Annotated in this window: 22 protein-coding genes; 18 read left to right on the top strand and 4 right to left on the bottom strand. The window is 53.7% G+C overall.

Going from position 1 to position 26680, the window contains the following annotated elements:
* Positions 1–19 precede the first annotated feature (19 nt).
* Positions 20–1453, top strand: a complete 1434-nt coding sequence (gene degP / locus NMC31_RS21055) for a serine endoprotease DegP (RefSeq protein WP_253899000.1) — start codon at positions 20–22, stop codon at positions 1451–1453.
* Between the two features lie 159 nt (positions 1454–1612).
* Entirely contained in the window at positions 1613–2770 is a 1158-nt protein-coding gene (gene cdaR / locus NMC31_RS21060; protein ID WP_015965852.1) for a DNA-binding transcriptional regulator CdaR, read from the top strand.
* Positions 2771–2893: 123 nt separating this feature from the next.
* On the opposite strand, the gene NMC31_RS21065 is transcribed toward cdaR, so the two are convergent.
* The 4 genes from NMC31_RS21065 to map all read right to left on the bottom strand — a co-directional run bounded on the left by NMC31_RS21065 (position 2894) and on the right by map (position 7835).
* Positions 2894–3283 carry a DUF3461 family protein gene (locus NMC31_RS21065; protein WP_015965851.1) on the bottom strand — a complete coding sequence of 130 codons (390 nt, stop codon included), beginning with the start codon at positions 3281–3283 and terminating at the stop codon, positions 2894–2896.
* 108 nt (positions 3284–3391) lie between these two features.
* On the bottom strand, positions 3392–4216 hold the full coding sequence (gene dapD / locus NMC31_RS21070; protein ID WP_108476970.1) for a 2,3,4,5-tetrahydropyridine-2,6-dicarboxylate N-succinyltransferase: 825 nt from the start codon (positions 4214–4216) through the stop codon (positions 3392–3394).
* 31 nt (positions 4217–4247) lie between these two features.
* On the bottom strand, positions 4248–6920 hold the full coding sequence (glnD, locus tag NMC31_RS21075; RefSeq protein ID WP_253899001.1) for a bifunctional uridylyltransferase/uridylyl-removing protein GlnD: 2673 nt from the start codon (positions 6918–6920) through the stop codon (positions 4248–4250).
* A 120-nt stretch (positions 6921–7040) separates the two neighbouring features.
* Positions 7041–7835, bottom strand: a complete 795-nt coding sequence (gene map / locus NMC31_RS21080) for a type I methionyl aminopeptidase (protein ID WP_108476968.1) — start codon at positions 7833–7835, stop codon at positions 7041–7043.
* A gap of 321 nt (positions 7836–8156) precedes the next feature.
* Between map and rpsB the strand changes: the two genes are divergently transcribed.
* From rpsB to dnaE, 16 genes are all read left to right on the top strand, one after another.
* Entirely contained in the window at positions 8157–8882 is a 726-nt protein-coding gene (rpsB, locus tag NMC31_RS21085) for a 30S ribosomal protein S2 (protein WP_015965847.1), read from the top strand.
* Between the two features lie 138 nt (positions 8883–9020).
* Complete coding sequence (gene tsf / locus NMC31_RS21090; protein WP_015965846.1) at positions 9021–9872, top strand: translation elongation factor Ts; 852 nt, start codon at positions 9021–9023, stop codon at positions 9870–9872.
* A 146-nt stretch (positions 9873–10018) separates the two neighbouring features.
* Positions 10019–10744 carry a UMP kinase gene (gene pyrH, locus NMC31_RS21095; RefSeq protein WP_015965845.1) on the top strand — a complete coding sequence of 242 codons (726 nt, stop codon included), beginning with the start codon at positions 10019–10021 and terminating at the stop codon, positions 10742–10744.
* Between the two features lie 143 nt (positions 10745–10887).
* On the top strand, positions 10888–11445 hold the full coding sequence (gene frr / locus NMC31_RS21100; protein ID WP_015965844.1) for a ribosome recycling factor: 558 nt from the start codon (positions 10888–10890) through the stop codon (positions 11443–11445).
* A 106-nt stretch (positions 11446–11551) separates the two neighbouring features.
* The gene (gene ispC, locus NMC31_RS21105) at positions 11552–12748 is read left to right on the top strand and encodes a 1-deoxy-D-xylulose-5-phosphate reductoisomerase (RefSeq protein WP_149463174.1); all 1197 of its coding nucleotides are present in this window, start codon (positions 11552–11554) and stop codon (positions 12746–12748) included.
* A gap of 189 nt (positions 12749–12937) precedes the next feature.
* Positions 12938–13690, top strand: coding sequence for a (2E,6E)-farnesyl-diphosphate-specific ditrans,polycis-undecaprenyl-diphosphate synthase (ispU, locus tag NMC31_RS21110; protein WP_015965842.1), 753 nt, complete (start codon positions 12938–12940; stop codon positions 13688–13690).
* A gap of 18 nt (positions 13691–13708) precedes the next feature.
* Positions 13709–14566, top strand: a complete 858-nt coding sequence (gene cdsA / locus NMC31_RS21115; protein WP_149463176.1) for a phosphatidate cytidylyltransferase — start codon at positions 13709–13711, stop codon at positions 14564–14566.
* 11 nt (positions 14567–14577) lie between these two features.
* On the top strand, positions 14578–15930 hold the full coding sequence (gene rseP / locus NMC31_RS21120; protein WP_149463177.1) for a sigma E protease regulator RseP: 1353 nt from the start codon (positions 14578–14580) through the stop codon (positions 15928–15930).
* 29 nt (positions 15931–15959) lie between these two features.
* Positions 15960–18380, top strand: coding sequence for an outer membrane protein assembly factor BamA (bamA, locus tag NMC31_RS21125; RefSeq protein ID WP_149463178.1), 2421 nt, complete (start codon positions 15960–15962; stop codon positions 18378–18380).
* A gap of 124 nt (positions 18381–18504) precedes the next feature.
* A complete protein-coding gene (gene skp / locus NMC31_RS21130) occupies positions 18505–18990 on the top strand; it encodes a molecular chaperone Skp (protein WP_149463179.1) in 486 nt (161 codons plus the stop codon).
* Between the two features lie 3 nt (positions 18991–18993).
* The gene (lpxD, locus tag NMC31_RS21135) at positions 18994–20019 is read left to right on the top strand and encodes a UDP-3-O-(3-hydroxymyristoyl)glucosamine N-acyltransferase (protein WP_253899002.1); all 1026 of its coding nucleotides are present in this window, start codon (positions 18994–18996) and stop codon (positions 20017–20019) included.
* Positions 20020–20164: 145 nt separating this feature from the next.
* Positions 20165–20620 (top strand): 3-hydroxyacyl-ACP dehydratase FabZ, encoded by a 456-nt coding sequence (gene fabZ / locus NMC31_RS21140; RefSeq protein WP_015965836.1) that lies wholly within the window; start codon positions 20165–20167, stop codon positions 20618–20620.
* Between the two features lie 3 nt (positions 20621–20623).
* Positions 20624–21412, top strand: coding sequence for an acyl-ACP--UDP-N-acetylglucosamine O-acyltransferase (gene lpxA, locus NMC31_RS21145; protein ID WP_253899003.1), 789 nt, complete (start codon positions 20624–20626; stop codon positions 21410–21412).
* Positions 21412–22560: a lipid-A-disaccharide synthase gene (gene lpxB, locus NMC31_RS21150; RefSeq protein WP_149463182.1), complete on the top strand. Its 1149-nt coding sequence runs from the start codon at positions 21412–21414 to the stop codon at positions 22558–22560. Before lpxA ends, lpxB begins: the two co-directional genes overlap by 1 nt.
* Complete coding sequence (rnhB, locus tag NMC31_RS21155) at positions 22557–23153, top strand: ribonuclease HII (protein ID WP_149463183.1); 597 nt, start codon at positions 22557–22559, stop codon at positions 23151–23153. Before lpxB ends, rnhB begins: the two co-directional genes overlap by 4 nt.
* 39 nt (positions 23154–23192) lie before the next feature.
* Complete coding sequence (dnaE, locus tag NMC31_RS21160) at positions 23193–26675, top strand: DNA polymerase III subunit alpha (RefSeq protein ID WP_253899004.1); 3483 nt, start codon at positions 23193–23195, stop codon at positions 26673–26675.
* The last annotated feature ends 5 nt before the right edge of the window (positions 26676–26680 follow it).

Consider the following 26680-nt stretch of genomic DNA (forward strand, 5'->3'; position numbering starts at 1 on the left):
GAAATTGAGATTGAAACACATGAAAAAAACCACGTTAGCAATGAGTGCACTGGCTCTTAGTTTAAGTTTGGCATTGTCTCCGTTGTCCGCTAGCGCGGCTGAGACGGCGTCATCCGCCACGACAGCACAGCAAATGCCAAGCCTGGCGCCAATGCTGGAAAAAGTGATGCCGTCCGTAGTCAGTATCAACGTTGAAGGCAGCACGACCGTGAACATCCCGCGCATGGGGCGTAACTTCCAGCAGTTCTTCGGCGACAACTCGCCTTTCTGCCAGGACGGTTCTCCGTTCCAGAACTCACCGTTCTGTCAGGGCGGCGGGCCTGATGGCGGCCAGGGCGGCGGTCAGCAACAAAAATTCCAGGCGCTGGGTTCTGGCGTCGTGATTGACGCGGCGAAAGGCTACGTCGTCACGAATAACCACGTGGTGGATAACGCGACAACCATTAAAGTGCAGTTGAGTGACGGCCGTAAGTTTGATGCCAAAATCGTTGGCAAAGATCCGCGATCCGATATCGCGCTGATCCAGATTCAGGATCCGAAAAATCTGACGGCGATTAAACTGGCTGATTCTGACGCGCTGCGCGTGGGTGACTATACCGTTGCCATCGGTAACCCGTTTGGTCTGGGCGAAACCGTGACCTCCGGTATCGTTTCTGCGCTGGGACGTAGCGGCCTGAACGTTGAAAACTATGAAAACTTTATCCAGACCGATGCGGCGATTAACCGGGGCAACTCCGGTGGTGCGCTGGTGAACCTGAACGGTGAACTGATCGGTATCAACACCGCGATTCTGGCACCGGACGGCGGCAACATCGGTATCGGCTTTGCTATCCCGAGTAACATGGTGAAAAACCTGACCTCACAGATGGTGGAATTCGGTCAGGTGAAACGCGGTGAGCTGGGGATCATGGGGACCGAGCTGAACTCCGAACTGGCGAAAGCGATGAAAGTTGACGCTCAGCGCGGGGCCTTTGTCAGCCAGGTGATGCCGAACTCTTCCGCAGCAAAAGCGGGGATTAAAGCGGGTGATGTGATCACCTCCCTGAACGGTAAACAAATCAGCAGCTTCGCGGCGCTGCGTGCACAGGTTGGCACCATGCCGATCGGCAGCAAAATCAGCCTCGGCCTGCTGCGTGACGGCAAACCGGTGACCGTGAGCCTGGAACTGCAGCAAAGCAGCCAGAATCAGGTTGATTCCAGCTCCATCTTCAGCGGCATTGAAGGGGCGGAAATGAGCAATAAAGGCCAGGATAAAGGCGTGGTGGTGAATACGGTGAAAGCCGGTTCCCCTGCTGCACAGATTGGCCTGAAAAAAGGTGACGTGATTGTGGGCGCGAACCAGCAGGCGGTGAAAAACATCGCAGAGCTGCGCAAAATTCTCGACAGCAAACCGTCGGTACTGGCGCTGAACATTCAGCGTGGCGATAGCTCTATCTACCTGTTGATGCAGTAATCCCCTCAGCCAACCCTTTCCCTGTCCTGGGGAAAGGGTTTTCTCCTTGTTCTGTGAAGCCTTCCACAACTCCATATTTCTCACCCTGGCTTTGTGCATTTGCACAGTGCGACGGTTAGCCATCTTCCTTATGCTGTAAGCTGCTCACAGGAGGATTACATGGCTGGCTGGCATCTTGATACCAAAATGGCGCAGGATATCGTGGCGCGAACCATGCGCATTATCGACACCAACATTAACGTCATGGACGCCCGTGGTCGCATCATCGGCAGCGGCGATCGCGAGCGTATTGGTGAATTGCACGAAGGTGCGCTGTTGGTGCTTTCTCAGGGCAGGGTGGTGGACATTGATGATGCGGTTGCCAGGCATCTGCACGGCGTGCGTCAGGGGATCAACCTGCCGCTGCGACTGGAGGGCGAGATTGTTGGCGTCATCGGCCTGACTGGCGAACCGGAGACCCTGCGTAAATATGGCGAACTGGTGTGCATGACCGCCGAAATGATGCTCGAACAGTCGCGTCTGATGCATCTTTTGGCGCAGGATAGCCGCCTGCGTGAAGAGCTGGTGATGAACCTGATTCAGGCGGAAGAGAATACGCCCGCGTTAACCGAATGGGCCCAGCGTCTGGGCATCGATTTAAACCAGCCGCGCGTGGTGGCGGTGGTGGAAGTGGACAGCGGGCAGCTTGGAGTGGATAGCGCGATGGCTGAGCTTCAGCAATTGCAAAATGCGCTGACGACGCCCGAGCGAAATAACCTGATTGCGATTGTCTCACTGACTGAAATGGTGGTGCTGAAACCGGCGCTGAATCAGTTTGGCCGCTGGGATGCGGAAGATCACCGCAAACGCGTCGAGCAACTTATCGCGCGAATGAAAGAGAACGGACAACTGCGTTTTCGCGTCTCACTGGGAAACTATTTCACCGGGCCGGGCAGCATTGCGCGTTCTTACCGCACGGCGCGCACCACCATGATGGTGGGAAAACAGCGCATGCCGGAAAGCCGCAGCTACTTTTATCAGGATTTAATGCTGCCAGTGCTGCTCGATAGCCTGCGCGGTGGCTGGCAGGCCAATGAGCTGGCTCGCCCGTTAACGCGGTTAAAAGCGATGGATAACAACGGATTACTCAGGCGCACTCTCGCGGCGTGGTTCCGCCATAATGTGCAGCCGCTGGCAACATCGAAGGCGCTGTTTATTCACCGTAATACGCTGGAGTACCGCCTGAATCGCATTTCGGAATTAACGGGGCTGGATTTGAGTAATTTTGACGATCGGTTGTTGTTGTATGTGGCGTTGCAGCTGGATGAGCAGCCGTAGCTGAACCGCGGACCACCCTCACCCTAACCCTCTCCCTGAGGGAGAGGGGACTGACTGTGCACAACGGTTATTTCGCGCGCCGGTTTTCTCCCTCTCCCTGTGGGAGAGGGCCGGGGTGAGGGGCTATTTATTCCGCGTCAGTTTTTCCAGATCCGCTTCAATCTCGCTGATCTTATTGGTCACCACCGACTCCAGGTGACGCAGATCGTCCAGGATCTTACGCTTCAGATCCACCTCGGTGCGATCGCGCTGGCAAATCTGATCCAGTTCATCAATCACATAGCGCAGGTTAGGGCTTATCTCCTGCACCTCTTTGTAACCCTGCCCAACGCCATCGGCGGCAACGGTTTTGCGCTGACGCGGGTACTTAAATTTCACGCTTTTAGCGAAAAACTCACCCTTATCCTTCTGGAAGTAGATTTTCAGGATATCGTTGTTGGCTTCCTGCCGGAGGCTGTAACGATCGATTTCATCAGGATTGGTAATGCCCAAACTTTTCAGATTATCGTACATAGCGGTACCCTTGCTGTAATTTACCTATTGAATAATCAGTGAAAAAATCGTTTTCCGCCAGTTTGGAACGAAAAAAAAGCGGGGTCGCCCCCGCTTTTTTTCTGCACCTTAGTCGATAGTCCGCAGCAGTTCGTTAATGCCCACTTTACCGCGGGTTTTGGCGTCCACTTTCTTCACGATAACCGCGCAGTAGAGGCTGTATTTGCCATCTTTCGACGGCAGGTTGCCGGAGACGACAACGGAGCCCGCCGGAACGCGACCATAGAAGACTTCGCCGGTTTCGCGGTCGTAGATTTTGGTGCTCTGACCCAGGTATACGCCCATGGAGATAACAGAGCCTTCTTCGACAATCACACCTTCGACTACTTCAGAGCGCGCGCCGATGAAGCAGTTATCTTCGATGATGGTTGGGTTAGCCTGCAGCGGTTCCAGTACGCCGCCGATGCCGACGCCGCCAGACAGGTGAACGTTTTTACCGATTTGCGCGCAGGAGCCAACGGTTGCCCAGGTATCAACCATGGAGCCTTCGTCAACGTAGGCACCGATGTTAACGTAAGACGGCATCAATACGGTGTTGCGAGCAATATACGCACCCTGACGAACGGCCGCTGGCGGAACCACGCGGAAGCCTTCTTTCTGGAAGCGCGCTTCGTCGTAGTCGGCGAATTTCATCGGCACTTTATCGAAGTAGCGGCTTTCCGCACCATCGATAACCTGGTTATCGTTAATACGGAAAGAGAGCAGAACCGCTTTCTTCAACCACTGGTGAGTGACCCACTGGCCGTCAATTTTTTCAGCGACACGCAGCGCGCCGGAATCCAGTAATGAAATAACCTGGTTTACCGCTTCGCGGGTTACGGTGTCGACATTGTTTGGGGTAATGTCGGCGCGACGCTCGAAAGCGGACTCAATAACGTTCTGTAATTGCTGCATTGTTACTCTTTCCATCTGTGTAAAAAAATGATTACCCTTTATCGTTTGGATTGAGGGCTGCTGTCAACCGTTGTTGTACCTCTAATTGCAGCGCATTATTAAGCGCACGCCGGTCGGCGGTGGCGATTATAAATAAATCTTCTACTCGTTCACCAATTGTCGTAATTCTGGCCCCGTGAAGGGAAATTCCGAGGTCAGCGAACACTTTCCCGACGCGCGCTAACAGACCTGGCTGATCGAGCGCAATCAGTTCAAGAAATGATTTTCGGTCCGTATGGGTTGGCAGGAAACTCACCTCGGTATCGACGGAGAAGTGACGCAATTTTGCCGGCTGGCGACGCGGTTGCGGCACCTGCCAGCTACGTTGGGTAATCGCCTGTTCCAGCCCAAGACGGATAGCCTCATGGCGATCGGATGAGAGCGGGCTGCCGTCGGGCTCCAGCACGATGAAGGTATCCATCGCCATGCCATCGCGGGTGGTGAAAATCTGTGCGTCGTGCACGCTAAGGTTACGTCTATCCAGCTCGCCGCATACCGCCGCAAAGAGGTAAGGGCGGTCCGGGCTCCAGATGAAAATCTCGGTACCGCCACGGGTGGCCTGTGGGCTTAACAGGATCATCGGTTCCGCGAGATCGTGCTGCAACAGATGTCGGGCATGCCAGGCGAGCTGATTTGGCGTATGGCGTACAAAGTAGTTAGCGCGACAGCGGTTCCAGATTTGATGCAGCTTCTCTTCGTCGATGTTATCCATGCGCAGCAGGGCCAGCGCCTGCATCTGATGATGACGCACGCGTTCGCGCATATCCGGCGTATTATCCATTCCCCGGCGCAGCTGTTTTTCGGTGGCGAAATAGAGTTCGCGCAACAGACTTTGCTTCCAACTGTTCCACAGGGTTTCATTGGTGGCACAAATATCGGCAACCGTCAGACACACCAGATAACGCAGACGGTTTTCCGTTTGCACAATTTCAGCGAACTGTTTAATCACTTCCGGGTCCTGAATATCACGCCGCTGGGCGGTGACGGACATTAACAGGTGATGACGTACCAGCCAGGCAACCAGCTGCGTTTCACGGGAGTTCAGACCGTGCAGTTCGGCGAATTTCAGCACGTCTTCCGCGCCAAGAATCGAGTGATCGCCCCCGCGTCCTTTGGCGATGTCGTGGAACAGCGCGGCCATCAGAATCAGTTCGGGATGGGTAAGACGCGGCCAGAGATCGACACACAAAGGGTGGCGCGGGCGCGTCTCTTCTTCGGCAAAGCTTTCCAGCTTGAGCAGCACGCGAATGGTGTGTTCATCCACCGTGTAGGCGTGGAACAGGTCAAATTGCATCTGACCGACGATATGCGACCACTGCGGCATGTAGGCCCACAGCACGCTGTGGCGGTGCATTGGCAGCAGGCCGCGTTTCACCGCGCCGGGGTGGCGCAGCATGCTAAGGAAAATCGAGCGGGCTTCCTGGATATAACATAGCGGCTGCGCCAGATGACGACGTGCATGGCGTAGGTGGCGCAGGGTCGTGGAGTAAATTCCGGTAATAGTGCTGTTGCGCACCATAAGAGAGAACATGCGCAGAATCGCCTGCGGTTCGCGCATAAACAGCGTGTCATCGCGCAGGTCGATTAGCGAGCCGCGTAACTGGAAATCATCGTCAATTGGACGCGGTTTTTCATCTTCCGTCAGGGCAAGAATCGCTTCATCAAACAGCTGAAGCAGCATGTGATTGAGCTCGCCGACGCGACGCGTCACGCGGTAAAAATCTTTCATCATGTGCTCAACCGGCTGATTGCCTTCGCCGCCGTAGTTCAGGCGCTGGGCAACGCTAAGCTGACGGTCGAACAGCAGGCGGTTGTCGTAGCGGTTAAGTTCCAGATGCAGTGCAAAGCGGATGCGCCACAGCAGATGCAGACACTCATTGAGCTCATTGCGCTCGGCTTCAGTCAAAAAGCCAAAACCGACCATTTCATCAAGCGATGTGGCGCCAAAGTGTCGGCGGGCGACCCACTGTAAAGTGTGGATATCGCGCAAGCCGCCGGGGCTGCTTTTAATATCCGGCTCAAGGTTATAGCTGGTGCCGTGGTAGCGCTGGTGGCGCGCGTTTTGCTCTTCCACTTTCGCCGGGAAGAATTTTTCTGATGGCCAGAAGCCTTCGCTGAAAATGTGTTTTTGCAGTTCCAGGAACAGGGCGACGTCGCCAATCAGCAGGCGTGATTCAATCAGGTTGGTGGCGACGGTCAGGTCTGAAAGACCTTCCAGCAGGCACTCTTCCAGCGTTCGAACGCTATGACCCACTTCCAGTTTGAGATCCCAGAGGAGCGTTAACAGCTCGCCAATTTTCTGCGCCTGCTCATCGGGCAGTTTCTTACGGCTTAAAATCAGCAGGTCGATGTCCGAGAGCGGGTGCAGCTCACCGCGTCCGTAGCCCCCAACGGCAACCAGCGCCGCATCTTCCACATCGCCAAAACCGTACTGAAGCCACAAGCGTTGCAGGAGCTGGTCGATGAATTCGGTGCGTGCTTCGATGAGCTGTTCGGCGGAAATTCCGCTATCAAAGGCTTCACCCAGCCAGCGCTGGAAATCATCAAGATGGGATTTGATTGTGACCATGTTCAGCGCATCCGCAGGCCAGGTACCGGGATTTTGCGGCTGATTGGGAAGGGTGGGGAGTGCGGTATTCGCGAGCTGTTCAGGAAGAGTTTTCATTTATGTTTGCGCCACCCATGTAAAAAGCCGGATGACGGCGCAAGCGCCTTATCCGGCCTACGGGATAGTGCAATTTGTAGGCCTGATAAGATGCGAAAGCATCGCCATCAGGCAAATCAATTATTCGTCGTGCGAGATGACAGCCGGGATGGTGTCATCCTTACGCAGCGTCAGAATTTCGCAGCCGTTTGCCGTTACCACAATAGTATGCTCGTACTGAGCAGACAAGCTGCGATCTTTGGTTTTTACCGTCCAGCCATCTTTCATGGTGCGGATGCGGTAATCACCGGCGTTCAGCATCGGTTCGATGGTGAAGGTCATGCCTTCTTTAAGCACCACGCCGCCGTCATCTGCATCATAGTGCAGTACCTGCGGTTCTTCGTGGAAGCCGCGACCAATACCGTGACCGCAGTATTCGCGCACCACAGAGAAACCTTCCGCTTCCGCGTATTTCTGGATTGCCGCCCCGATGGTGCGCAGGCGGATGCCTGGTTTTACCATCTTGATGCCCAGATAAAGGCTTTCCTGGGTTACGCGGCACAGGCGCTCGCCCAGAATAGTTGGTTTACCGACGATGAACATTTTTGAGGTGTCACCGTGGAACTCGTCTTTGATCACGGTCACATCGATGTTGACGATATCGCCATCTTTCAGGTGCTTAGCATCATCCGGGATCCCGTGGCAAACCACTTCGTTGATGGAGATGCAGACTGATTTTGGATAACCGTGGTAGCCGAGGCAGGCGGAGATCGCGTGCTGGTGGTTGACGATCCAGTCGTCACAGATGCGATCCAGTTCACCGGTGCTTACGCCCGGTTTGATGTGCTGCTCGATCATCTCCAGCACTTCGGCTGCCAGACGACCCGCGACGCGCATCTTTTCGATTTCTTCAGGTGTTTTAATAGAAATAGCCATGGAGTTTGTCCATCAGGGTCGAATTTATCGACAATAATTGTGTAAGTGCTATCAATGTTAACAGTCTGAAGCATCCACTACCAGATTGAGAATCAGTTACAGCATAGAGTGCCAACAATTATTGGTGTCGGTGGCGTATTTGTGGTATAAAGCGCGCCGGACTTCCGTTCCATTTGATATACACAGAATGGACTGAAGCGACAATCTCACTTTGTGTAACAACACACACGTATCGACACATGTTCCGGGGTGCCCTTCGGGGTCGGTAATATGGGATACGTGGAGGCATAACCCCAAATTAATCTATAGAGGTTTTAAATCATGGCAACTGTTTCCATGCGCGACATGCTCAAGGCTGGTGTTCACTTTGGTCACCAGACCCGTTACTGGAACCCGAAAATGAAGCCTTTCATCTTCGGCGCGCGTAACAAAGTTCACATCATCAACCTTGAGAAAACTGTACCGATGTTCAACGAAGCTCTGGCTGAACTGAACAAGATTTCTGCTCGTAAAGGTAAAATCCTTTTCGTTGGTACTAAACGCGCTGCAAGCGAAGCGGTGAAAGAAGCTGCTAACAGCTGCGACCAGTTCTTCGTGAACCATCGCTGGCTGGGCGGTATGCTGACTAACTGGAAAACCGTTCGTCAGTCCATCAAACGTCTGAAAGACCTGGAAACTCAGTCTCAGGACGGTACTTTCGACAAGCTGACCAAGAAAGAAGCGCTGATGCGTACTCGTGAGCTTGAGAAACTGGAAAACAGCCTGGGCGGTATCAAAGACATGGGCGGCCTGCCGGACGCACTGTTCGTCATCGATGCTGACCACGAGCACATCGCTATCAAAGAAGCGAACAACCTGGGTATTCCAGTGTTCTCTATCGTTGATACCAACTCCGATCCAGACGGCGTTGATTTCGTTATCCCGGGTAACGACGATGCAATCCGTGCTGTAACCCTGTACCTGAGCGCTGTAGCGGCTACCGTTCGTGAAGGCCGTTCTTCTGACCTGGCTTCCCAGGCTGAAGAAAGCTTCGTAGAAGCTGAGTAATAAGGAACGCTCGTTAGAGCCCCCTTATAGACCAGGTAGTATCAAGTTTGGTTAAGGGGCCCTTTATGGCCCCTTTTTCACTTTTTTAAATCCGTTCGGTTATCAGGCCGGGCGGATCACTCTTCCGAGGATTTTAGAATGGCTGAAATTACCGCATCCCTGGTAAAAGAGCTGCGTGAACGTACCGGCGCAGGCATGATGGATTGCAAAAAAGCACTGACTGAAGCTAACGGCGACATCGAGCTGGCAATCGAAAACATGCGTAAATCTGGCGCGATCAAAGCAGCTAAAAAAGCAGGCAACGTTGCTGCTGACGGCGTGATCAAAACCAAAATCGAAGGCAACTTCGGCGTGATTCTGGAAGTTAACTGCCAGACTGACTTCGTTGCTAAAGATGGTGGTTTCCAGGCGTTCGCAGACAAAGTTCTGGACGCAGCTGTTGCTGGCAAAGTGACTGACGTTGAAGTCCTGAAAGCACAGTTCGAAGAAGAGCGTGTTGCACTGGTTGCTAAAATCGGTGAAAACATCAACATCCGTCGCGTTGCAATCCTGGAAGGCGACGTTCTGGGTAGCTACCAGCACGGTGCGCGCATCGGTGTTCTGGTTGCGGCTAAAGGCGCTGATGAAGAGCTGGTTAAACACCTGGCAATGCACGTTGCTGCAAGCAAACCAGAATTCGTTAAACCAGAAGACGTGTCTGCTGAAGTGGTAGAGAAAGAATACCAGGTACAGCTGGACATCGCGATGCAGTCTGGTAAGCCGAAAGAAATCGCAGAGAAAATGGTTGAAGGCCGCATGAAGAAATTCACCGGCGAAGTTTCTCTGACTGGTCAGCCTTTCGTCATGGACCCGAGCAAAAACGTGGGCCAACTGCTGAAAGAGCACAACGCTGACGTGACTGGCTTCATCCGCTTTGAAGTGGGCGAAGGCATCGAGAAAGTTGAAGCTGACTTCGCAGCAGAAGTTGCTGCAATGTCTAAACAGTCTTAATTGTACTGTTCGGAGCCGCCTCAGGGCGGCTCCTTTTTGTACCCGTCATGTGAAAATCAGCCAGCTCTTATAGGGGCAAATCGGCAGGAAGCGCATGATGTCACCTGATTTAAATCATCCCATTCGTGACACTCGCAGGAAAGAAAATGGCTACCAACGCAAAACCCGTCTACAAACGCATTCTGCTTAAACTGAGCGGCGAAGCATTGCAGGGGACTGAAGGTTTCGGTATTGACGCAAGCATCCTTGACCGTATGGCGCAAGAGATTAAAGAACTTGTTGAACTGGGCATTCAGGTTGGCGTAGTGATTGGCGGCGGTAACCTGTTCCGCGGTGCAGGTCTGGCGAAAGCGGGTATGAACCGCGTTGTGGGCGACCACATGGGCATGCTGGCCACGGTAATGAACGGCCTGGCAATGCGTGACGCACTGCATCGCGCCTATGTGAACGCTCGCCTGATGTCTGCCATTCCGCTGAACGGCGTGTGCGACAACTACAGCTGGGCAGAGGCGATTAGCCTGCTGCGCAACAACCGCGTGGTGATCCTCTCCGCGGGTACCGGTAATCCGTTCTTCACAACCGACTCCGCAGCCTGCCTGCGCGGTATTGAAATCGAAGCCGACGTGGTACTGAAAGCCACCAAAGTCGACGGTGTGTTTACCGCTGACCCGGCGAAAGATCCTACGGCGACCATGTACGAACAGCTGACTTACAGCGAAGTACTGGATAAAGAACTGAAAGTCATGGATCTGGCGGCGTTTACGCTGGCTCGTGACCACAAATTGCCGATTCGCGTCTTCAACATGAATAAACCTGGCGCACTGCGTCGCGTGGTCATGGGCGAAAAAGAAGGCACTTTAATCACGGAATAATTTCCGTCGAGGCCAAATACGGGTAAGATTCCGCTTTAATCATGCGGGTCACTTACCCGGTGGCATATTTTAAACAGGACTATACTTAGCGCATCTGTGCTACCGTCTGGTCTGACTGAGACAAGTTTTCAAGGATTCGTAACGTGATTAGCGATATCAGAAAAGATGCTGAAGTGCGCATGGACAAATGCGTAGAAGCGTTCAAAAACCAAATCAGCAAAATACGCACGGGTCGTGCTTCTCCCAGCCTGCTGGACGGCATCGTCGTTGAGTATTACGGCACCCCGACTCCGCTGCGTCAGCTGGCGAACGTCACTGTAGAAGATACCCGTACGCTGAAAATCAACGTGTTCGATCGCTCTATGGGCCCGGCTGTTGAGAAAGCGATTATGGCGTCTGATCTTGGTCTGAACCCAAGCTCTGCAGGCACAGACATTCGCGTTCCGCTGCCGCCGCTGACTGAAGAGCGTCGTAAAGACCTGATCAAAGTTGTGCGCGGTGAAGCTGAGCAGGGGCGTGTCTCTGTGCGTAACGTCCGTCGTGACGCGAACGACAAAGTGAAAGCGCTTCTGAAAGACAAAGAGATCAGCGAAGATGACGATCGCCGTTCTCAGGACGACGTGCAGAAACTGACCGACGCGGCTATCAAGAAAATTGATGCGGCGCTGGCAGAGAAAGAAGCGGAACTGATGCAGTTCTAATCTGCATTTGTTTGCAGGAATAACGCCGTACAGGAAGCGTATCGCTTTGCTGGCGGCGTTTTGCATTTATACTCTTCACCCTTCAAGTCGCTAAGCTGGACCTTTCATGAAGCAAATAACCGTTCTTGGCTCAACGGGCTCAATTGGCTGTAGCACGCTGGATGTTGTACGCCATAACGCTGACCATTTCTCCGTTGCCGCGCTGGTTGCCGGTAAAAACGTCGATCGCATGGTCGAGCAGTGTCTGGAGTTTTCCCCGCGTTTCGCGGTGATGGATGACGCCCATAGCGCCGAAGCAGTGAAAATCGCTCTGCGTGAACACGGTAGCCGCACCGAAGTGATGTGTGGGCAACAGGCGGCGTGTGAAGTGGCTGCGCTGGACGATGTTGATCAGGTGATGGCCGCCATCGTTGGCGCGGCGGGCCTGGTCCCGACGCTTGCCGCTATTCATGCCGGCAAAACGGTTTTACTGGCGAACAAAGAGTCCCTGGTGACCTGCGGACGCCTGTTCCTGGAAGCGGTGAAAGCCAGCGGCGCGCAACTTTTACCGGTCGACAGCGAACATAACGCCATCTTTCAGAGTTTGCCGCAAACTTTTCAGCAAGACCTGGGGTACGCTGATCTCGGGCAGCATGGCGTCACGTCCATTCTGCTTACCGGATCTGGTGGTCCGTTCCGTGAGACGCCAATCAGTGAACTGCGCGCAATGACGCCGGATCAGGCTTGCCGTCATCCGAACTGGTCGATGGGACGTAAAATTTCCGTCGACTCTGCCACCATGATGAATAAAGGTCTCGAATACATTGAAGCCCGCTGGCTGTTTAACGCCTCCGCTGCGCAAATGGAAGTGGTGATTCATCCACAGTCGGTGATTCACTCGATGGTGCGCTATAAAGACGGCAGCGTCATTGCACAACTCGGCGAGCCGGATATGCGCACGCCTATCGCCAATGCGATGGCCTGGCCTGGACGTGCGGAATCCGGCGTGAAGCCGCTCGATTTCTGCAAACTGGGCGCACTGACGTTTAGCGAACCGGATTACGATCGTTATCCTTGCCTTAAGCTGGCGATGGACGCGTTCGAGCAGGGGCAGGCGGCGACAACCGCATTGAATGCGGCGAACGAAATTACCGTTGCTGCATTCCTGGATTCGCAGATTCGCTTTACCGATATTGCGGCGGCGAACCTGGCTGTGCTTGACGCGATGTCGCTTACAGAGCCGCATTCCGTCGATGAGGTGCTGGTAATTGACGCGCATGCGCGTGATGTGGCGCGAAAACAAGTGACGCGTTTCGCAAGCTGAGGATTATCAGCCTGTGAACTGTCATGGTATTTGTTAGCGTCTGGCTTCAGTGATATAGTCTGCGCCACCGATTGCGCCTCTATTTTCAGGGGCAATCGTGCAAGCCGTGCTTCAACACGGCTTTTTTGCGACAGAAATATCAGTATTCCGGGGTACCGCTCATTCCTTTTCATGGACTAAAAACGCGTTATGTTGTCTGCTAATCAACCAATCAGCGAAAATGTGCCTGCCCACGGGTGTCGCCATGTGGCTATCATCATGGACGGCAATGGTCGCTGGGCGAAGAGACAAGGGAAGATTCGCGCCTTTGGACATAAAGCTGGGGCGAAGTCTGTTCGCCGCGCCGTGTCGTATGCGGCGAATAATGGCATTGAGGCATTAACCCTTTATGCGTTCAGCAGTGAAAACTGGAACCGCCCCGAGCAAGAAGTTAGCGCATTGATGGAGCTTTTCGTGTGGGCGCTTGATAGCGAAGTAAAAAGCCTGCATCGCCACAATGTGCGGTTGCGTATCATCGGTGATACCAGCCGGTTCAATGCCCGCCTACAGGAGCGCATCCGTAAAGCGGAAGCGTTAACCGAAAATAATACCGGGCTGACGTTAAATATCGCCGCTAATTATGGTGGGCGTTGGGATATTATTCAGGGAGTTCAGCGACTGGCTGAACAGGTTCAGGAAGGGTTACTCCGTCCCGACAACATCAGTGAAGATCTGCTGAGTCAGCAAATCTGCATGCATGAACTGGCTCCCGTAGATTTAGTAATTAGGACAGGGGGAGAACATCGCATCAGTAATTTTCTTATCTGGCAAATTGCCTATGCTGAACTTTACTTTACCGATGTTCTTTGGCCCGATTTCGATGAACAAGACTTTGAGGGTGCGCTGCATGCTTTTGCAAATCGTGAGCGACGTTTCGGCGGCACCGAGCCTGGTGGCGAATAGGCCTGATGGGGGTAGCTTTTGCTGAAGTATCGCCTGATTTCTGCATTAATTTTAATACCCGTTGTTATTGCGGCGCTGTTTCTGCTGCCGCCAGTCGGGTTCGCCATTGTTACGCTGGTCGTCTGTATGCTGGCCGCGTGGGAATGGGGACAACTGAGCGGATTTAGCTCGCGTACGCAGCGGGTATGGCTGGCGGTACTTTGCGGCCTGTTGTTGGCGGTGATGCTCTTCTTGCTTCCGGAGTATCATCATAATCTCCATCAACCCGTTGTTGAGATTTCGCTCTGGGCCTCGCTTGCGTGGTGGATTGTGGCGCTGGTGCTGGTTCTGACCTATCCAGGTTCAGCCGCGTCGTGGCGTCATTCTAAGACGTTACGTCTGCTGTTTGGCTTGCTGACTATCGTGCCGTTTTTCTGGGGCATGGTGGCGTTGCGCGCATGGCACTACGACGATAATCACTACAGCGGTGCGCTGTGGCTGCTGTATGTCATGATCCTCGTATGGGGTGCGGATTCCGGCGCGTATATGTTTGGCAAACTGTTTGGCAAACATAAGCTGGCGCCCAAAGTTTCACCGGGAAAAACCTGGCAAGGATTTATCGGTGGTCTGTTAACGGCTGCGGTTATTTCCTGGGCCTATGGATTGTGGGCAAATCTGGACGTAGCCCCCTCAACGCTATTAATATGCTCCATTGTCGCTGCGTTGGCATCTGTGCTTGGCGATTTGACCGAGAGCATGTTTAAACGTGAAGCCGGCATCAAGGACAGTGGACATTTGATCCCCGGCCACGGCGGAATTCTGGACCGTATTGATAGCCTGACGGCGGCGGTTCCGGTCTTTGCGTGCTTGCTGTTGTTAGTTTTCAGGACGATTTAACGGATGGGTCTATGCTGAGCATACTCTGGAATCTGGCGGCATTTATTGTTGCCCTGGGTGTATTGATCACCGTCCATGAATTTGGTCACTTCTGGGTTGCTCGCCGCTGTGGCGTTCGCGTAGAGCGTTTTTCAATTGGTTTTGGGAAATCGCTCTGGCGTCGCGTTGATAAACACGGCACCGAATTTGTTATCGCCCTTATCCCCCTGGGCGGTTACGTTAAAATGCTGGATGAGCGCGTCGAGCCGGTTGCGCCGGAGATGCGCCACTTCGCATTCAACAATAAAACGGTCGGCCAACGCGCCGCTGTTATTGCTGCCGGCCCTGTCGCCAACTTCCTTTTTGCCATCTTCGCTTACTGGCTGGTGTTTATCATCGGCGTCCCTGGCATTCGTCCGGTTGTCGGTGAAATAACTCCCAATTCGATTGCGGCAGAAGCACAAATTGCACCTGGTACGGAACTAAAAGCCGTAGATGGTATCGAAACGCCTGATTGGGATGCAGTGCGTTTGGCGATGGTCGCTAAAATTGGCGACGAGCGCGCCACCCTCACTGTTGCCCCTTTCGGAAGTGAACAGCGCCAGGATAAAATCCTGAATTTGCAGCACTGGGCGTTCGAACCGGATAAAGAAGATCCTATCGCTTCACTCGGTATTCGCCCGCGCGGTGCGCAGATTGAACCTGTCCTTGCCGAGATTCAGGCCGACTCTGCTGCCAGCAAAGCCGGTTTGCAAGCGGGCGACAGGATCGTTAAAGTCGATGGTCAACCGCTGGAAAACTGGATGATGTTTGTCACGCTGGTGCGTGATAATCCCGGTAAAGGACTGCGGTTAGATATCGAAAGGCAGGGGAGTCCCTTGTCTTTAACGCTGATACCGGATACAAAACACGGTAACGGAAAGGCGGAAGGGTTTGCGGGTGTGGTACCAAAAGTTATCCCGCTGCCTGACGAATACAAAACAGTGCGCCAGTACGGGCCGTTCAGCGCCATCGCCCAGGCCACGGATAAAACGTGGCAGTTGATGAAGCTGACGGTTAGCATGCTGGGAAAATTGATCACCGGTGACGTCAAACTGAACAACCTCAGTGGGCCGATTTCGATCGCTCAGGGGGCTGGGATGTCAGCGGAGTACGGGTTGATTTACTATCTGATGTTTCTTGCGCTCATCAGTGTAAATCTGGGCATCATCAACCTGTTCCCGCTCCCCGTGTTAGATGGGGGCCATCTGCTGTTTTTGGCGATTGAAAAGCTGAAGGGCGGTCCGGTATCCGAGCGAGTTCAAGACTTTAGTTATCGCATTGGCTCAATATTGCTGGTGTTGTTAATGGGGCTTGCACTTTTCAATGATTTCTCTCGGTTATGAGAGTTAGTTAGGAAGAACGCATAATAACGATGGCGATGAAAAAGTTGCTTATAGCGTCGCTGCTGTTTAGCAGCGCGACCGTATACGGTGCTGACGGGTTCGTAGTGAAGGACATTCATTTCGAAGGCTTGCAGCGAGTCGCTGTTGGTGCGGCCCTCCTCAGTATGCCAGTACGTCCTGGTGATACCATAACTGATGACGATATCAGTAATACCATCCGCGCTCTGTTTGCCACTGGCAACTTTGAGGATGTTCGCGTTCTGAGAGACGGCGATACGTTACTGGTTCAGGTGAAAGAGCGTCCAACGATTGCCAGCATCACCTTCTCCGGCAACAAGTCGGTGAAAGATGACATGCTCAAGCAGAACCTTGAAGCATCTGGCGTTCGCGTAGGTGAATCTCTTGACCGCACCACGCTTTCGGATATCGAAAAAGGGCTCGAAGACTTCTACTACAGCGTGGGTAAATACAGCGCGAGCGTAAAAGCCGTTGTCACCCCGCTGCCGCGTAACCGTGTCGACCTGAAACTGGTCTTCCAGGAAGGCGTCTCCGCGCAAATCCAGCAGATCAACATCGTGGGTAACCACGCGTTTAGCACAGAAGATCTTATCTCGAACTTCCAGCTGCGTGATGAAGTGCCGTGGTGGAACGTAGTGGGCGATCGCAAATATCAGAAACAGAAACTGGCGGGCGACCTTGAAACCCTGCGCAGCTACTATCTGGATCGCGGTTACGCACGTTTCAACATCGACTCCACGCAGGTGAGCCTGACGCCTGATAAAAAAGGCATCTACATCACCGTTAACGTGACGGAAGGCGATCAGTACAAACTCGATAGCGTACAGGTGAGCGGTAATCTGGCCGGGCACTCCGCTGAAATCGAAGCGCTGACTAAAATCGAGCCGGGCGAGCTGTATAACGGCACCAAAGTGACCAAAATGGAAGATGATATTAAAAAGCTTCTGGGTCGCTATGGTTACGCTTATCCGCGCGTTCAGTCTCAGCCGGAAATCAACGATGCGGATAAAACCGTTAAGCTGCATGTGAACGTTGATGCGGGTAACCGTTTCTACGTGCGCAAAATCCGCTTTGAAGGTAACGATACTTCTAAAGATGCCGTTCTGCGTCGCGAAATGCGTCAGATGGAAGGGGCATGGCTGGGCAGCGATTTAGTTGACCAGGGTAAAGAGCGTCTGAACCGTCTGGGGTACTTCGAAACCGTTGATACCGACACCCAACGCGTACCGGGTAGCCCGGACCAGGTGGATGTGGTTTACAAGGTGAAAGAGCGTAACACCGGTAGCTTCAACTTCGGTATTGGTTACGGTACAGAAAGCGGCGTCAGCTTCCAGGTTGGCGTACAGCAGGATAACTGGTTAGGTACGGGCTACTCCGTGGGTATCAACGGGACCAAGAACGACTACCAGACCTATTCTGAGTTTTCTGTGACCAACCCGTACTTTACGGTCGATGGCGTGAGCCTCGGCGGTCGTATCTTCTACAATGACTTTAAAGCAGATGATGCGGACCTCTCCTCCTACACCAACAAAAGTTATGGTGTAGATGGCACGCTTGGCTTCCCGATCAACGAATACAACACGCTGCGTGCGGGTCTGGGCTATGTCCATAACGACCTGTCTAACATGCAGCCGCAGGTAGCGATGAACCGTTATCTGGATTCTATTGGTCAGAATGCCAGCACGACGTCTGATGATAATAACTTCTCGGCGGATGACTTCACCTTCAACTATGGTTGGACGTATAACAAACTGGACCGCGGCTATTTCCCGACGGACGGTTCGCGCGTTAACCTGAATGGTAAAGTCACGATTCCGGGCTCTGATAACGAGTTCTATAAAGTCACGCTGGATACCGCGTCCTACTTCCCAATTGATGACGACCACAAGTGGGTTGTTCTGGGTCGTACGCGTTGGGGTTACGGTGATGGCCTGGGCGGCAAAGAATTGCCGTTCTATGAAAACTTCTATGCCGGTGGTTCCAGCACTGTGCGTGGCTTCCAGTCGAACAACATTGGTCCTAAAGCCGCTTACTATGGCCCTGGCACCGATAACTGCGAAGTGACTAAAGACGGTAAGCCAGGCATCTGTGATTCAGATGATGCAGTCGGCGGTAACGCCATGGCTGTTGCCAGCATGGAACTGATTGTACCTACGCCGTTTGTGAGCGATAAATACGCGAACTCTATTCGTACTTCTGTCTTCTGGGATGCGGGTACCGTGTGGGATACTAACTGGAAAGACACTGCAGAAACGCGTGCTGCGGGGATCCCTGACTACAGCGATCCAAGCAACATCCGTATGTCTGCGGGTATCGCATTACAATGGATGTCCCCATTGGGGCCGTTGGTCTTCTCCTACGCCCAGCCGTTCAAGAAATACGATGGAGACAAAGCCGAGCAGTTCCAGTTTAACATTGGTAAAACCTGGTAATTGCTCACTTGCAAAGGAATGCAGTGCAGTGTAGTGACGCTGTATAGGCATAGCGTTAAGTGGCCTTCGGGCCACATAAAAAACGGTACCTTCGGGTACGCATGGGATGGTAAGGAGTTTTATTGTGAAAAAGTGGTTAGTAGCTGCAGGTTTAGGTTTAGCAATGGCTGCGTCTGCTCAGGCAGCAGATAAAATCGCAATTGTTAACATGGGCAACCTGTTCCAACAAGTTGCACAGAAAACCGGTGTTTCCAGCACGCTGGAAAATGAGTTCAAAGGCCGTGCCGGTGAACTTCAGCGTATGGAAGGCGACCTGCAGTCTAAAATGCAGCGTCTGCAGTCCATGAAAGCAGGTGCAGATCGCACCAAGCTGGAAAAAGACATCACTTCTCAGCGCCAGACTTTCGCTCAGAAAGCCCAGGCATTTGAGCAGGATCGTCAGCGTCGCACCAACGAAGAGCGCGGCAAACTGGTTACTCGTATCCAGACTGCGGTGAAATCTGTTGCAAACAGCCAGAGCATCGACCTGGTTGTTGACGCTAACGCCGTTGCATTCAACAGCAGCGATGTTAAAGACATCACCGCTGATGTACTGAAACAGGTTAAATAAGTAATGCCTTCAATTCGACTGGCTGATCTCGCGCAGCAGTTGGATGCGGAATTACACGGTGATGGCGATATCGTCATCACCGCTGTCGCGTCCATGCAATCCGCGACCACAGGCCATATTACGTTCATGGTGAATCCTAAATACCGTGAGCACCTGGCCGCTTGCCAGGCCTCTGCCGTTGTCATGACCGCAGACGATCTTCCTTTTGCCAAAAGCGCGGCGCTGGTAGTGAAGAATCCCTACCTGACTTACGCCCGTATGGCCCAAATTTTAGATACCACGCCGCAACCGGCGCAGGAAATCGCACCCAGCGCAGTCATCGATCCTACGGCGACGCTCGGCAAAAACGTCTCTATCGGCGCGAATGCGGTGATTGAATCTGACGTTGTGCTTGGCGATAACGTGGTGATTGGCGCAGGCTCTTTCGTCGGTAAAAAGACGAAAATCGGAGCCGGCTCGCGTCTGTGGGCAAACGTCAGCATTTACCACGACATCGAGATCGGTGAGAATTGCCTGATCCAGTCCAGCACTGTGATCGGCGCGGATGGTTTTGGTTATGCCAACGATCGCGGTAACTGGGTGAAGATCCCACAATTAGGTCGCGTAATTATTGGCGATCGCGTGGAGATCGGCGCCTGTACCACCATTGACCGTGGCGCACTTGACGATACGGTAATCGGCAACGGTGTTATCATTGATAACCAGTGTCAGATTGCGCACAACGTGGTGATTGGCGACAATACCGCCGTCGCCGGTGGCGTCATTATGGCAGGTAGCCTGAAAATTGGCCGTTACTGCATGATTGGCGGCGCCAGCGTCATTAACGGACATATGGAAATTTGCGACAAGGTGACAGTAACCGGAATGGGCATGGTGATGCGCCCGATTACTGAGCCTGGCGTCTATTCTTCTGGTATTCCGCTTCAGCCGAATAAGGCGTGGCGTAAGACAGCAGCATTGGTGATGAATATTGATGATATGAGCAAGCGCCTGAAAGCTGTAGAGCGCAAGATCAATCAACAAGACTAAACAGTCACCCACATTGGATTGTCGCCGAATTGACAGGGCTGAGCCTTGTGATGACGGAGCGACATTTATCGGCCTGTCGGCTTTCTGAAAATCCGGCAGGCCGTGTTATTATTGCCATTCAGTATATTTTGACAGGAAGAGTATTTTGACTACCGACACTCATACTCTGCACATTGAAGAGATTTTAGAACTTCTGCCGCACCGTTACCCGTTCTTACTGGTTGACCGCGTGCTGGATTTTGAAGAAGGTCGTTTTCTGCGCGCAGTGAAAAACATTTCCGTAAATGAGCCGTTTTTCCAGGGGCACTTCCCTGGTAAGCCGATTTTACCAGGCGTGCTGATTCTGGAAGCGATGGCGCAGGCGACCGGTATCCTGGCGTTCAAAAGCGTAGGTAAACTGGAACCCGGCGAACTTTACTACTTCGCAGGTATCGACGAAGCGCGCTTCAAGCGCCCGGTTGTGCCTGGCGATCAGATGATTATGGAAGTCACCTTCGAGAAAACCCGTCGCGGCCTGACTCGCTTTAAAGGCGTTGCGCTGGTTGACGGCAAGGTTGTTTGCGAAGCGACTATGATGTGTGCGCGTAGCCGGGAGGCCTGATCCGTGATTGATAAAACCGCCTTTATCCATCCTACCGCCATTGTTGAAGACGGTGCCGTTATCGGCGCTAACGTTCACATTGGCCCGTTTTGTATTGTGGGGTCCAACGTCGAAATCGGCGAAGGTACCGTACTGAAGTCTCACGTTGTTGTTAACGGCATCACCAAAATTGGCCGTGATAACGAGATTTATCAGTTCGCCTCCATCGGTGAAGTGAACCAGGATCTGAAATATGCTGGCGAACCTACCCGTGTGGAGATTGGCGATCGCAACCGCATTCGCGAAAGCGTCACCATTCATCGTGGCACAGTACAGGGCGGTGGATTGACGAAGGTGGGTAGCGATAACCTGCTGATGATCAACGCGCACGTTGCGCATGATTGCCTGCTTGGCGATCGCTGTATCCTTGCCAACAACGCCACGTTGGCAGGCCACGTTACGCTCGACGACTACGTCATTATCGGCGGTATGACCGCGGTCCATCAGTTCTGCATCATTGGTGCGCACGTGATGGTTGGCGGTTGTTCCGGCGTTGCGCAGGACGTTCCACCGTTCGTGATTGCGCAGGGCAACCATGCCACGCCGTTTGGGGTGAACATCGAAGGTCTGAAACGTCGCGGCTTTAGCCGTGAGGCGATTACTGCTATCCGTAACGCGTACAAAGCACTGTATCGTAATGGTAAAACGCTGGATGAAGCGAAAGCTGAAATCGCTGAACTGGCTGAGCAGTACCCGGAAGTTAAAGCGTTTACGGAATTCTTCGCGCGTTCAACTCGCGGTCTGATTCGTTAATGACTGAGCAGCGTCCATTAACGATTGCCCTGGTCGCCGGAGAAACTTCCGGCGATATTCTTGGCGCAGGCCTGATCCGTGCCCTAAAAGCCCGGGTTCCTGATGCGCGGTTTGTCGGCGTTGCCGGCCCGCGTATGCAGGCTGAAGGCTGTGAAGCCTGGTATGAGATGGAAGAGCTGGCGGTGATGGGGATTGTCGAAGTCCTCGGGCGCTTGCGTCGTCTGTTACACATTCGTGCCGATCTCACAAAGCGTTTTACTGCGCTGCAACCCGATGTTTTCGTCGGCATTGATGCCCCGGATTTCAACATCACGCTTGAGGGCAACCTGAAGAAGCAGGGCATTAAAACCATTCACTATGTCAGCCCGTCCGTCTGGGCCTGGCGACAGAAACGTGTTTTCAAAATAGGCAGAGCCACCGACCTGGTGCTCGCATTTCTGCCTTTCGAAAAAGCGTTTTACGACAAATTTAACGTTCCCTGCCGCTTTATTGGACACACCATGGCCGACGCCATGCCGCTGGACCCCGATAAAAATGCGGCGCGAGATGTACTGGGTATTCCGCACGATGCGCACTGTCTGGCCTTGCTGCCGGGCAGCCGCGGCGCGGAAGTGGAAATGCTCAGCGCTGATTTTCTGAAAACGGCGCAAATCCTGCGTCATCACTATCCGGATCTCGAAGTGGTGGTCCCGCTGGTGAATGCCAAACGCCGTGAACAGTTCGAACGCATTAAGGCCGAGGTTGCGCCGGATCTCCACGTTCACCTGCTGGATGGCATGGGGCGTGAAGCGATGGTGGCCAGCGATGCGGCACTGCTGGCTTCAGGTACAGCGGCGCTGGAATGCATGCTGGCGAAATGCCCGATGGTGGTGGGTTATCGTATGAAACCCTTCACTTTCTGGCTGGCGGAACGGTTGGTCAAAACTGATTATGTGTCGCTGCCAAACCTGCTTGCCGGGCGCGAGCTGGTGAAAGAGTTGTTGCAGGATGAATGCCAGCCACAGGCGCTTGCTGATGCGCTGCTGCCGCTGCTGGCGAATGGCAAAACCAGCCACGCGATGCACGACACTTTCCGCGAACTGCATTTGCAAATCCGCTGTAATGCCGATGAGCAGGCAGCTGACGCGGTTCTGGAGTTAGCACGATGATTGAATTTGTTTATCCGCACACCCATTTAGTGGCGGGTGTGGATGAAGTTGGCCGCGGTCCGCTGGTCGGCGCCGTGGTGACTGCGGCGGTGATCCTCGATCCCGCCCGCCCGATTATTGGGTTGAATGATTCTAAAAAGCTGAGCGAAAAACGCCGTCTGGCGCTGTTTGATGAAATCAAAGAGAAAGCGCTTTGCTGGAGTCTGGGCCGCGCAGAACCCCATGAAATCGACGAACTGAACATTTTGCATGCCACGATGCTGGCGATGCAGCGCGCCGTAGCGGGCTTGAGTATCGCACCGGAATACGTGCTCATCGATGGCAACCGTTGCCCTGCGTTGCCGATGCCTTCAATGGCGGTGGTGAAGGGCGACAGCCGGGTGGCGGAAATCAGCGCCGCATCTATTATTGCGAAAGTGACGCGCGACGCCGAAATGGCTGCCCTTGATGGTATATTTCCGCAGTACGGCTTTGCCCAGCACAAAGGTTACCCAACCGCTTTTCATCTGGAAAAGCTGGCAGAATACGGTGCCACCGAGCACCACCGACGCAGTTTTGGCCCGGTTAAACGGGCACTGGGTCTGGTATCCTGACCCTATCTACGCCCTCAGTAAGCAACGCGGGATCTAACAATGGCTGAACCACGTTTCGTACACCTTAGGGTGCACAGTGACTACTCCATGATCGATGGCCTGGCGAAAACGGCGCCGCTGGTGAAAAAGGCGGCGGCGTTAGGCCAGCCTGCACTGGCGATCACCGATTTCACCAACCTGTGTGGTCTGGTGAAGTTCTATGGTGCGGGCCATGGTGCGGGGATCAAACCGATCGTTGGGGCAGATTTCCACGTGCAGTGCGATCTGCTTGGCGATGAAATGACGCAGCTCACCGTGCTGGCCGCCAATAATACGGGCTACCAGAACCTGACGCTGCTGATTTCGCGCGCCTATCAGCGTGGGTACGGCGCCGCGGGGCCGTGGATCGATCGTGACTGGCTGGTTGAACTGAAAGAGGGGCTGATCCTGCTCTCCGGTGGTCGCATGGGCGATGTCGGGCGCTGCTTGCTGCGTGGCAATGCGCAATTGGTTGAGGAGTGCGTCTCGTTCTATGAAGAACATTTCCCTGATTGCTATTTCCTCGAACTGATTCGTACCGGTCGTCCGGACGAAGAGTCTTATCTGCATGCCGCCGTTGAGCTGGCGGAAGCGCGTGGACTGCCGGTCGTGGCAACCAATGATGTCCGTTTCCTGGAAACCGGCGACTTTGACGCACACGAAATTCGCGTCGCCATCCACGATGGCTTTACGCTCGATGACCCTAAACGCCCGCGTAACTATTCGCCGCAGCAGTATATGCGCAGCGAAGAGGAGATGTGCGAGCTGTTTGCCGACATCCCGGAAGCGCTGGAAAATACCGTAGAGATTGCCAAGCGCTGTAACGTTACGGTGCGTCTGGGTGAATACTTCCTGCCGCAATTCCCAACCGGCGATATGAGCACCGAAGACTTCCTGGTCGCCAAATCTCATGAGGGCCTGGAAGAGCGTCTGGCGTTTCTGTTCCCGGACGAGGAAGAGCGTAAAAAGCGCCGTCCGCCGTATGATGAACGTCTGGAAACAGAACTTAAAGTTATCAACCAGATGGGCTTCCCCGGTTACTTCCTGATCGTAATGGAATTTATCCAGTGGTCGAAAGATAACGGCGTACCGGTCGGCCCGGGGCGAGGCTCCGGTGCGGGGTCTCTGGTGGCATACGCGCTGAAAATTACCGACCTTGACCCGCTGGAATTTGACCTGCTGTTTGAACGTTTCCTTAACCCGGAGCGTGTCTCAATGCCCGACTTCGACGTTGACTTCTGTATGGAGAAACGCGACCGGGTTATCGATCACGTGGCGGAAATGTACGGCCGTGATGCGGTATCGCAGATCATCACCTTCGGTACAATGGCGGCAAAAGCGGTTATCCGTGACGTAGGGCGCGTACTGGGCCATCCGTACGGTTTCGTCGATCGTATCTCTAAACTGGTGCCGCCCGATCCGGGTATGACGCTGGCAAAAGCGTTTGAAGCAGAACCGCAACTGCCGGAAATCTACGAAGCGGACGAAGAAGTAAAAGCGTTGATCGACATGGCGCGTAAGCTGGAAGGGGTCACCCGTAACGCCGGTAAGCACGCCGGTGGTGTCGTGATTTCGCCAACAAAGATCACCGATTTTGCGCCACTTTATTGTGATGAAGCGGGTCAGCACCCGGTTACCCAGTTCGATAAAAGCGACGTTGAATACGCCGGGCTGGTGAAGTTCGACTTCCTTGGTTTGCGTACCCTGACTATCATCAACTGGGCGCTGGAGATGATCAACGCCCGCCGCGAGAAAAATGGCGAGCCCCCGCTGGATATTGCCGCCATCCCGCTGGATGACAAGAAAAGCTTCGACATGCTGCAACGCTCGGAAACCACGGCGGTATTCCAGCTTGAATCGCGCGGCATGAAAGACCTGATTAAACGTCTGCAACCTGACTGCTTCGAAGATATGATAGCCCTGGTGGCCCTGTTCCGTCCGGGCCCGCTGCAATCAGGGATGGTAGATAACTTTATCGACCGTAAGCATGGTCGCGAAGAAATTTCCTATCCGGACGTTCAGTGGCAGCACGAATGCCTGAAACCGGTTCTGGAGCCGACCTATGGCATCATCCTGTACCAGGAACAGGTGATGCAGATTGCCCAGGAACTCTCCGGCTATACCCTTGGCGGCGCGGATATGCTGCGTCGTGCGATGGGTAAGAAGAAGCCCGAAGAGATGGCCAAGCAGCGCGGCGCGTTTGAAGAAGGCGCGAAAAAACGCGGTGTTGACGGCGAACTGGCGATGAAAATCTTTGACCTGGTGGAGAAATTTGCCGGTTACGGGTTTAACAAATCTCACTCCGCCGCTTATGCGTTGGTCTCCTATCAGACGCTGTGGCTGAAAGCGCACTACCCGGCAGAGTTTATGGCCGCGGTCATGACCGCTGATATGGACAACACCGAGAAGGTGGTCGGGCTGGTGGATGAGTGCTGGCGCATGGGGCTGAAAATCCTGCCGCCAGATATTAACTCCGGTTTATATCATTTCCACGTTAATGATGACGGGGAAATCGTGTATGGTATCGGCGCGATTAAAGGCGTCGGTGAAGGGCCGATTGAGGCTATCATCGAAGCGCGTAACAATGGCGGCTATTTCCGCGAACTGTTCGATCTGTGCGCGCGCACTGATACCAAAAAGCTGAACCGTCGCGTGCTGGAAAAACTGATCATGTCCGGCGCGTTCGACCGGCTAGGCCCGCATCGCGCGGCGTTGATGAACTCGCTTGGCGATGCATTGAAAGCGGCGGATCAACACGCGAAGGCGGAAGCCATCGGGCAGGCCGATATGTTTGGCGTGCTGGCGGAAGAGCCGGAACAAATTGAACAGTCCTACGCCAACTGCCTGCCGTGGCCGGAGCAGGTGGTGCTGGATGGTGAACGGGAAACGTTGGGTCTGTACCTGACGGGCCACCCGATCAATCAGTATTTAAAAGAAATTGAGCGCTATGTCGGAGGCTACAGGCTAAAAGACATGCATCCGACAGAACGTGGTAAAGTGACCACGGCTGCGGGGCTCGTCATTGCTGCGCGGGTAATGGTCACCAAGCGCGGCAATCGTATCGGCATCTGCACGCTGGATGACCGTTCCGGGCGTCTCGAAGTCATGTTGTTTACCGAGGCACTGGATAAATACCAGCATTTGCTGGAAAAAGACCGCATACTTATCGTCAGCGGACAGGTCAGCTTTGATGACTTCAGCGGCGGGCTTAAAATGATGGCCCGCGAAGTTATGGATATTGACGAAGCCCGGGAAAAATATGCTCGCGGGCTTGCTATCTCGCTGACGGACAGGCAAATTGATGACCAGCTTTTAAACCGACTCCGTCAGTCTCTGGAACCCCACCGCTCTGGGACAATTCCAGTACATCTCTACTATCAGAGGGCGGATGCACGTGCGCGGTTGCGTTTCGGTGCAACGTGGCGTGTCTCTCCGAGCGATCGTTTACTTAACGATCTGCGTGGCCTTATTGGTTCGGAGCAGGTGGAACTGGAGTTTGACTAATACAG

This window comes from Pseudocitrobacter vendiensis, from assembly GCF_943590815.1.
Lineage (GTDB): Bacteria > Pseudomonadota > Gammaproteobacteria > Enterobacterales > Enterobacteriaceae > Pseudocitrobacter > Pseudocitrobacter vendiensis.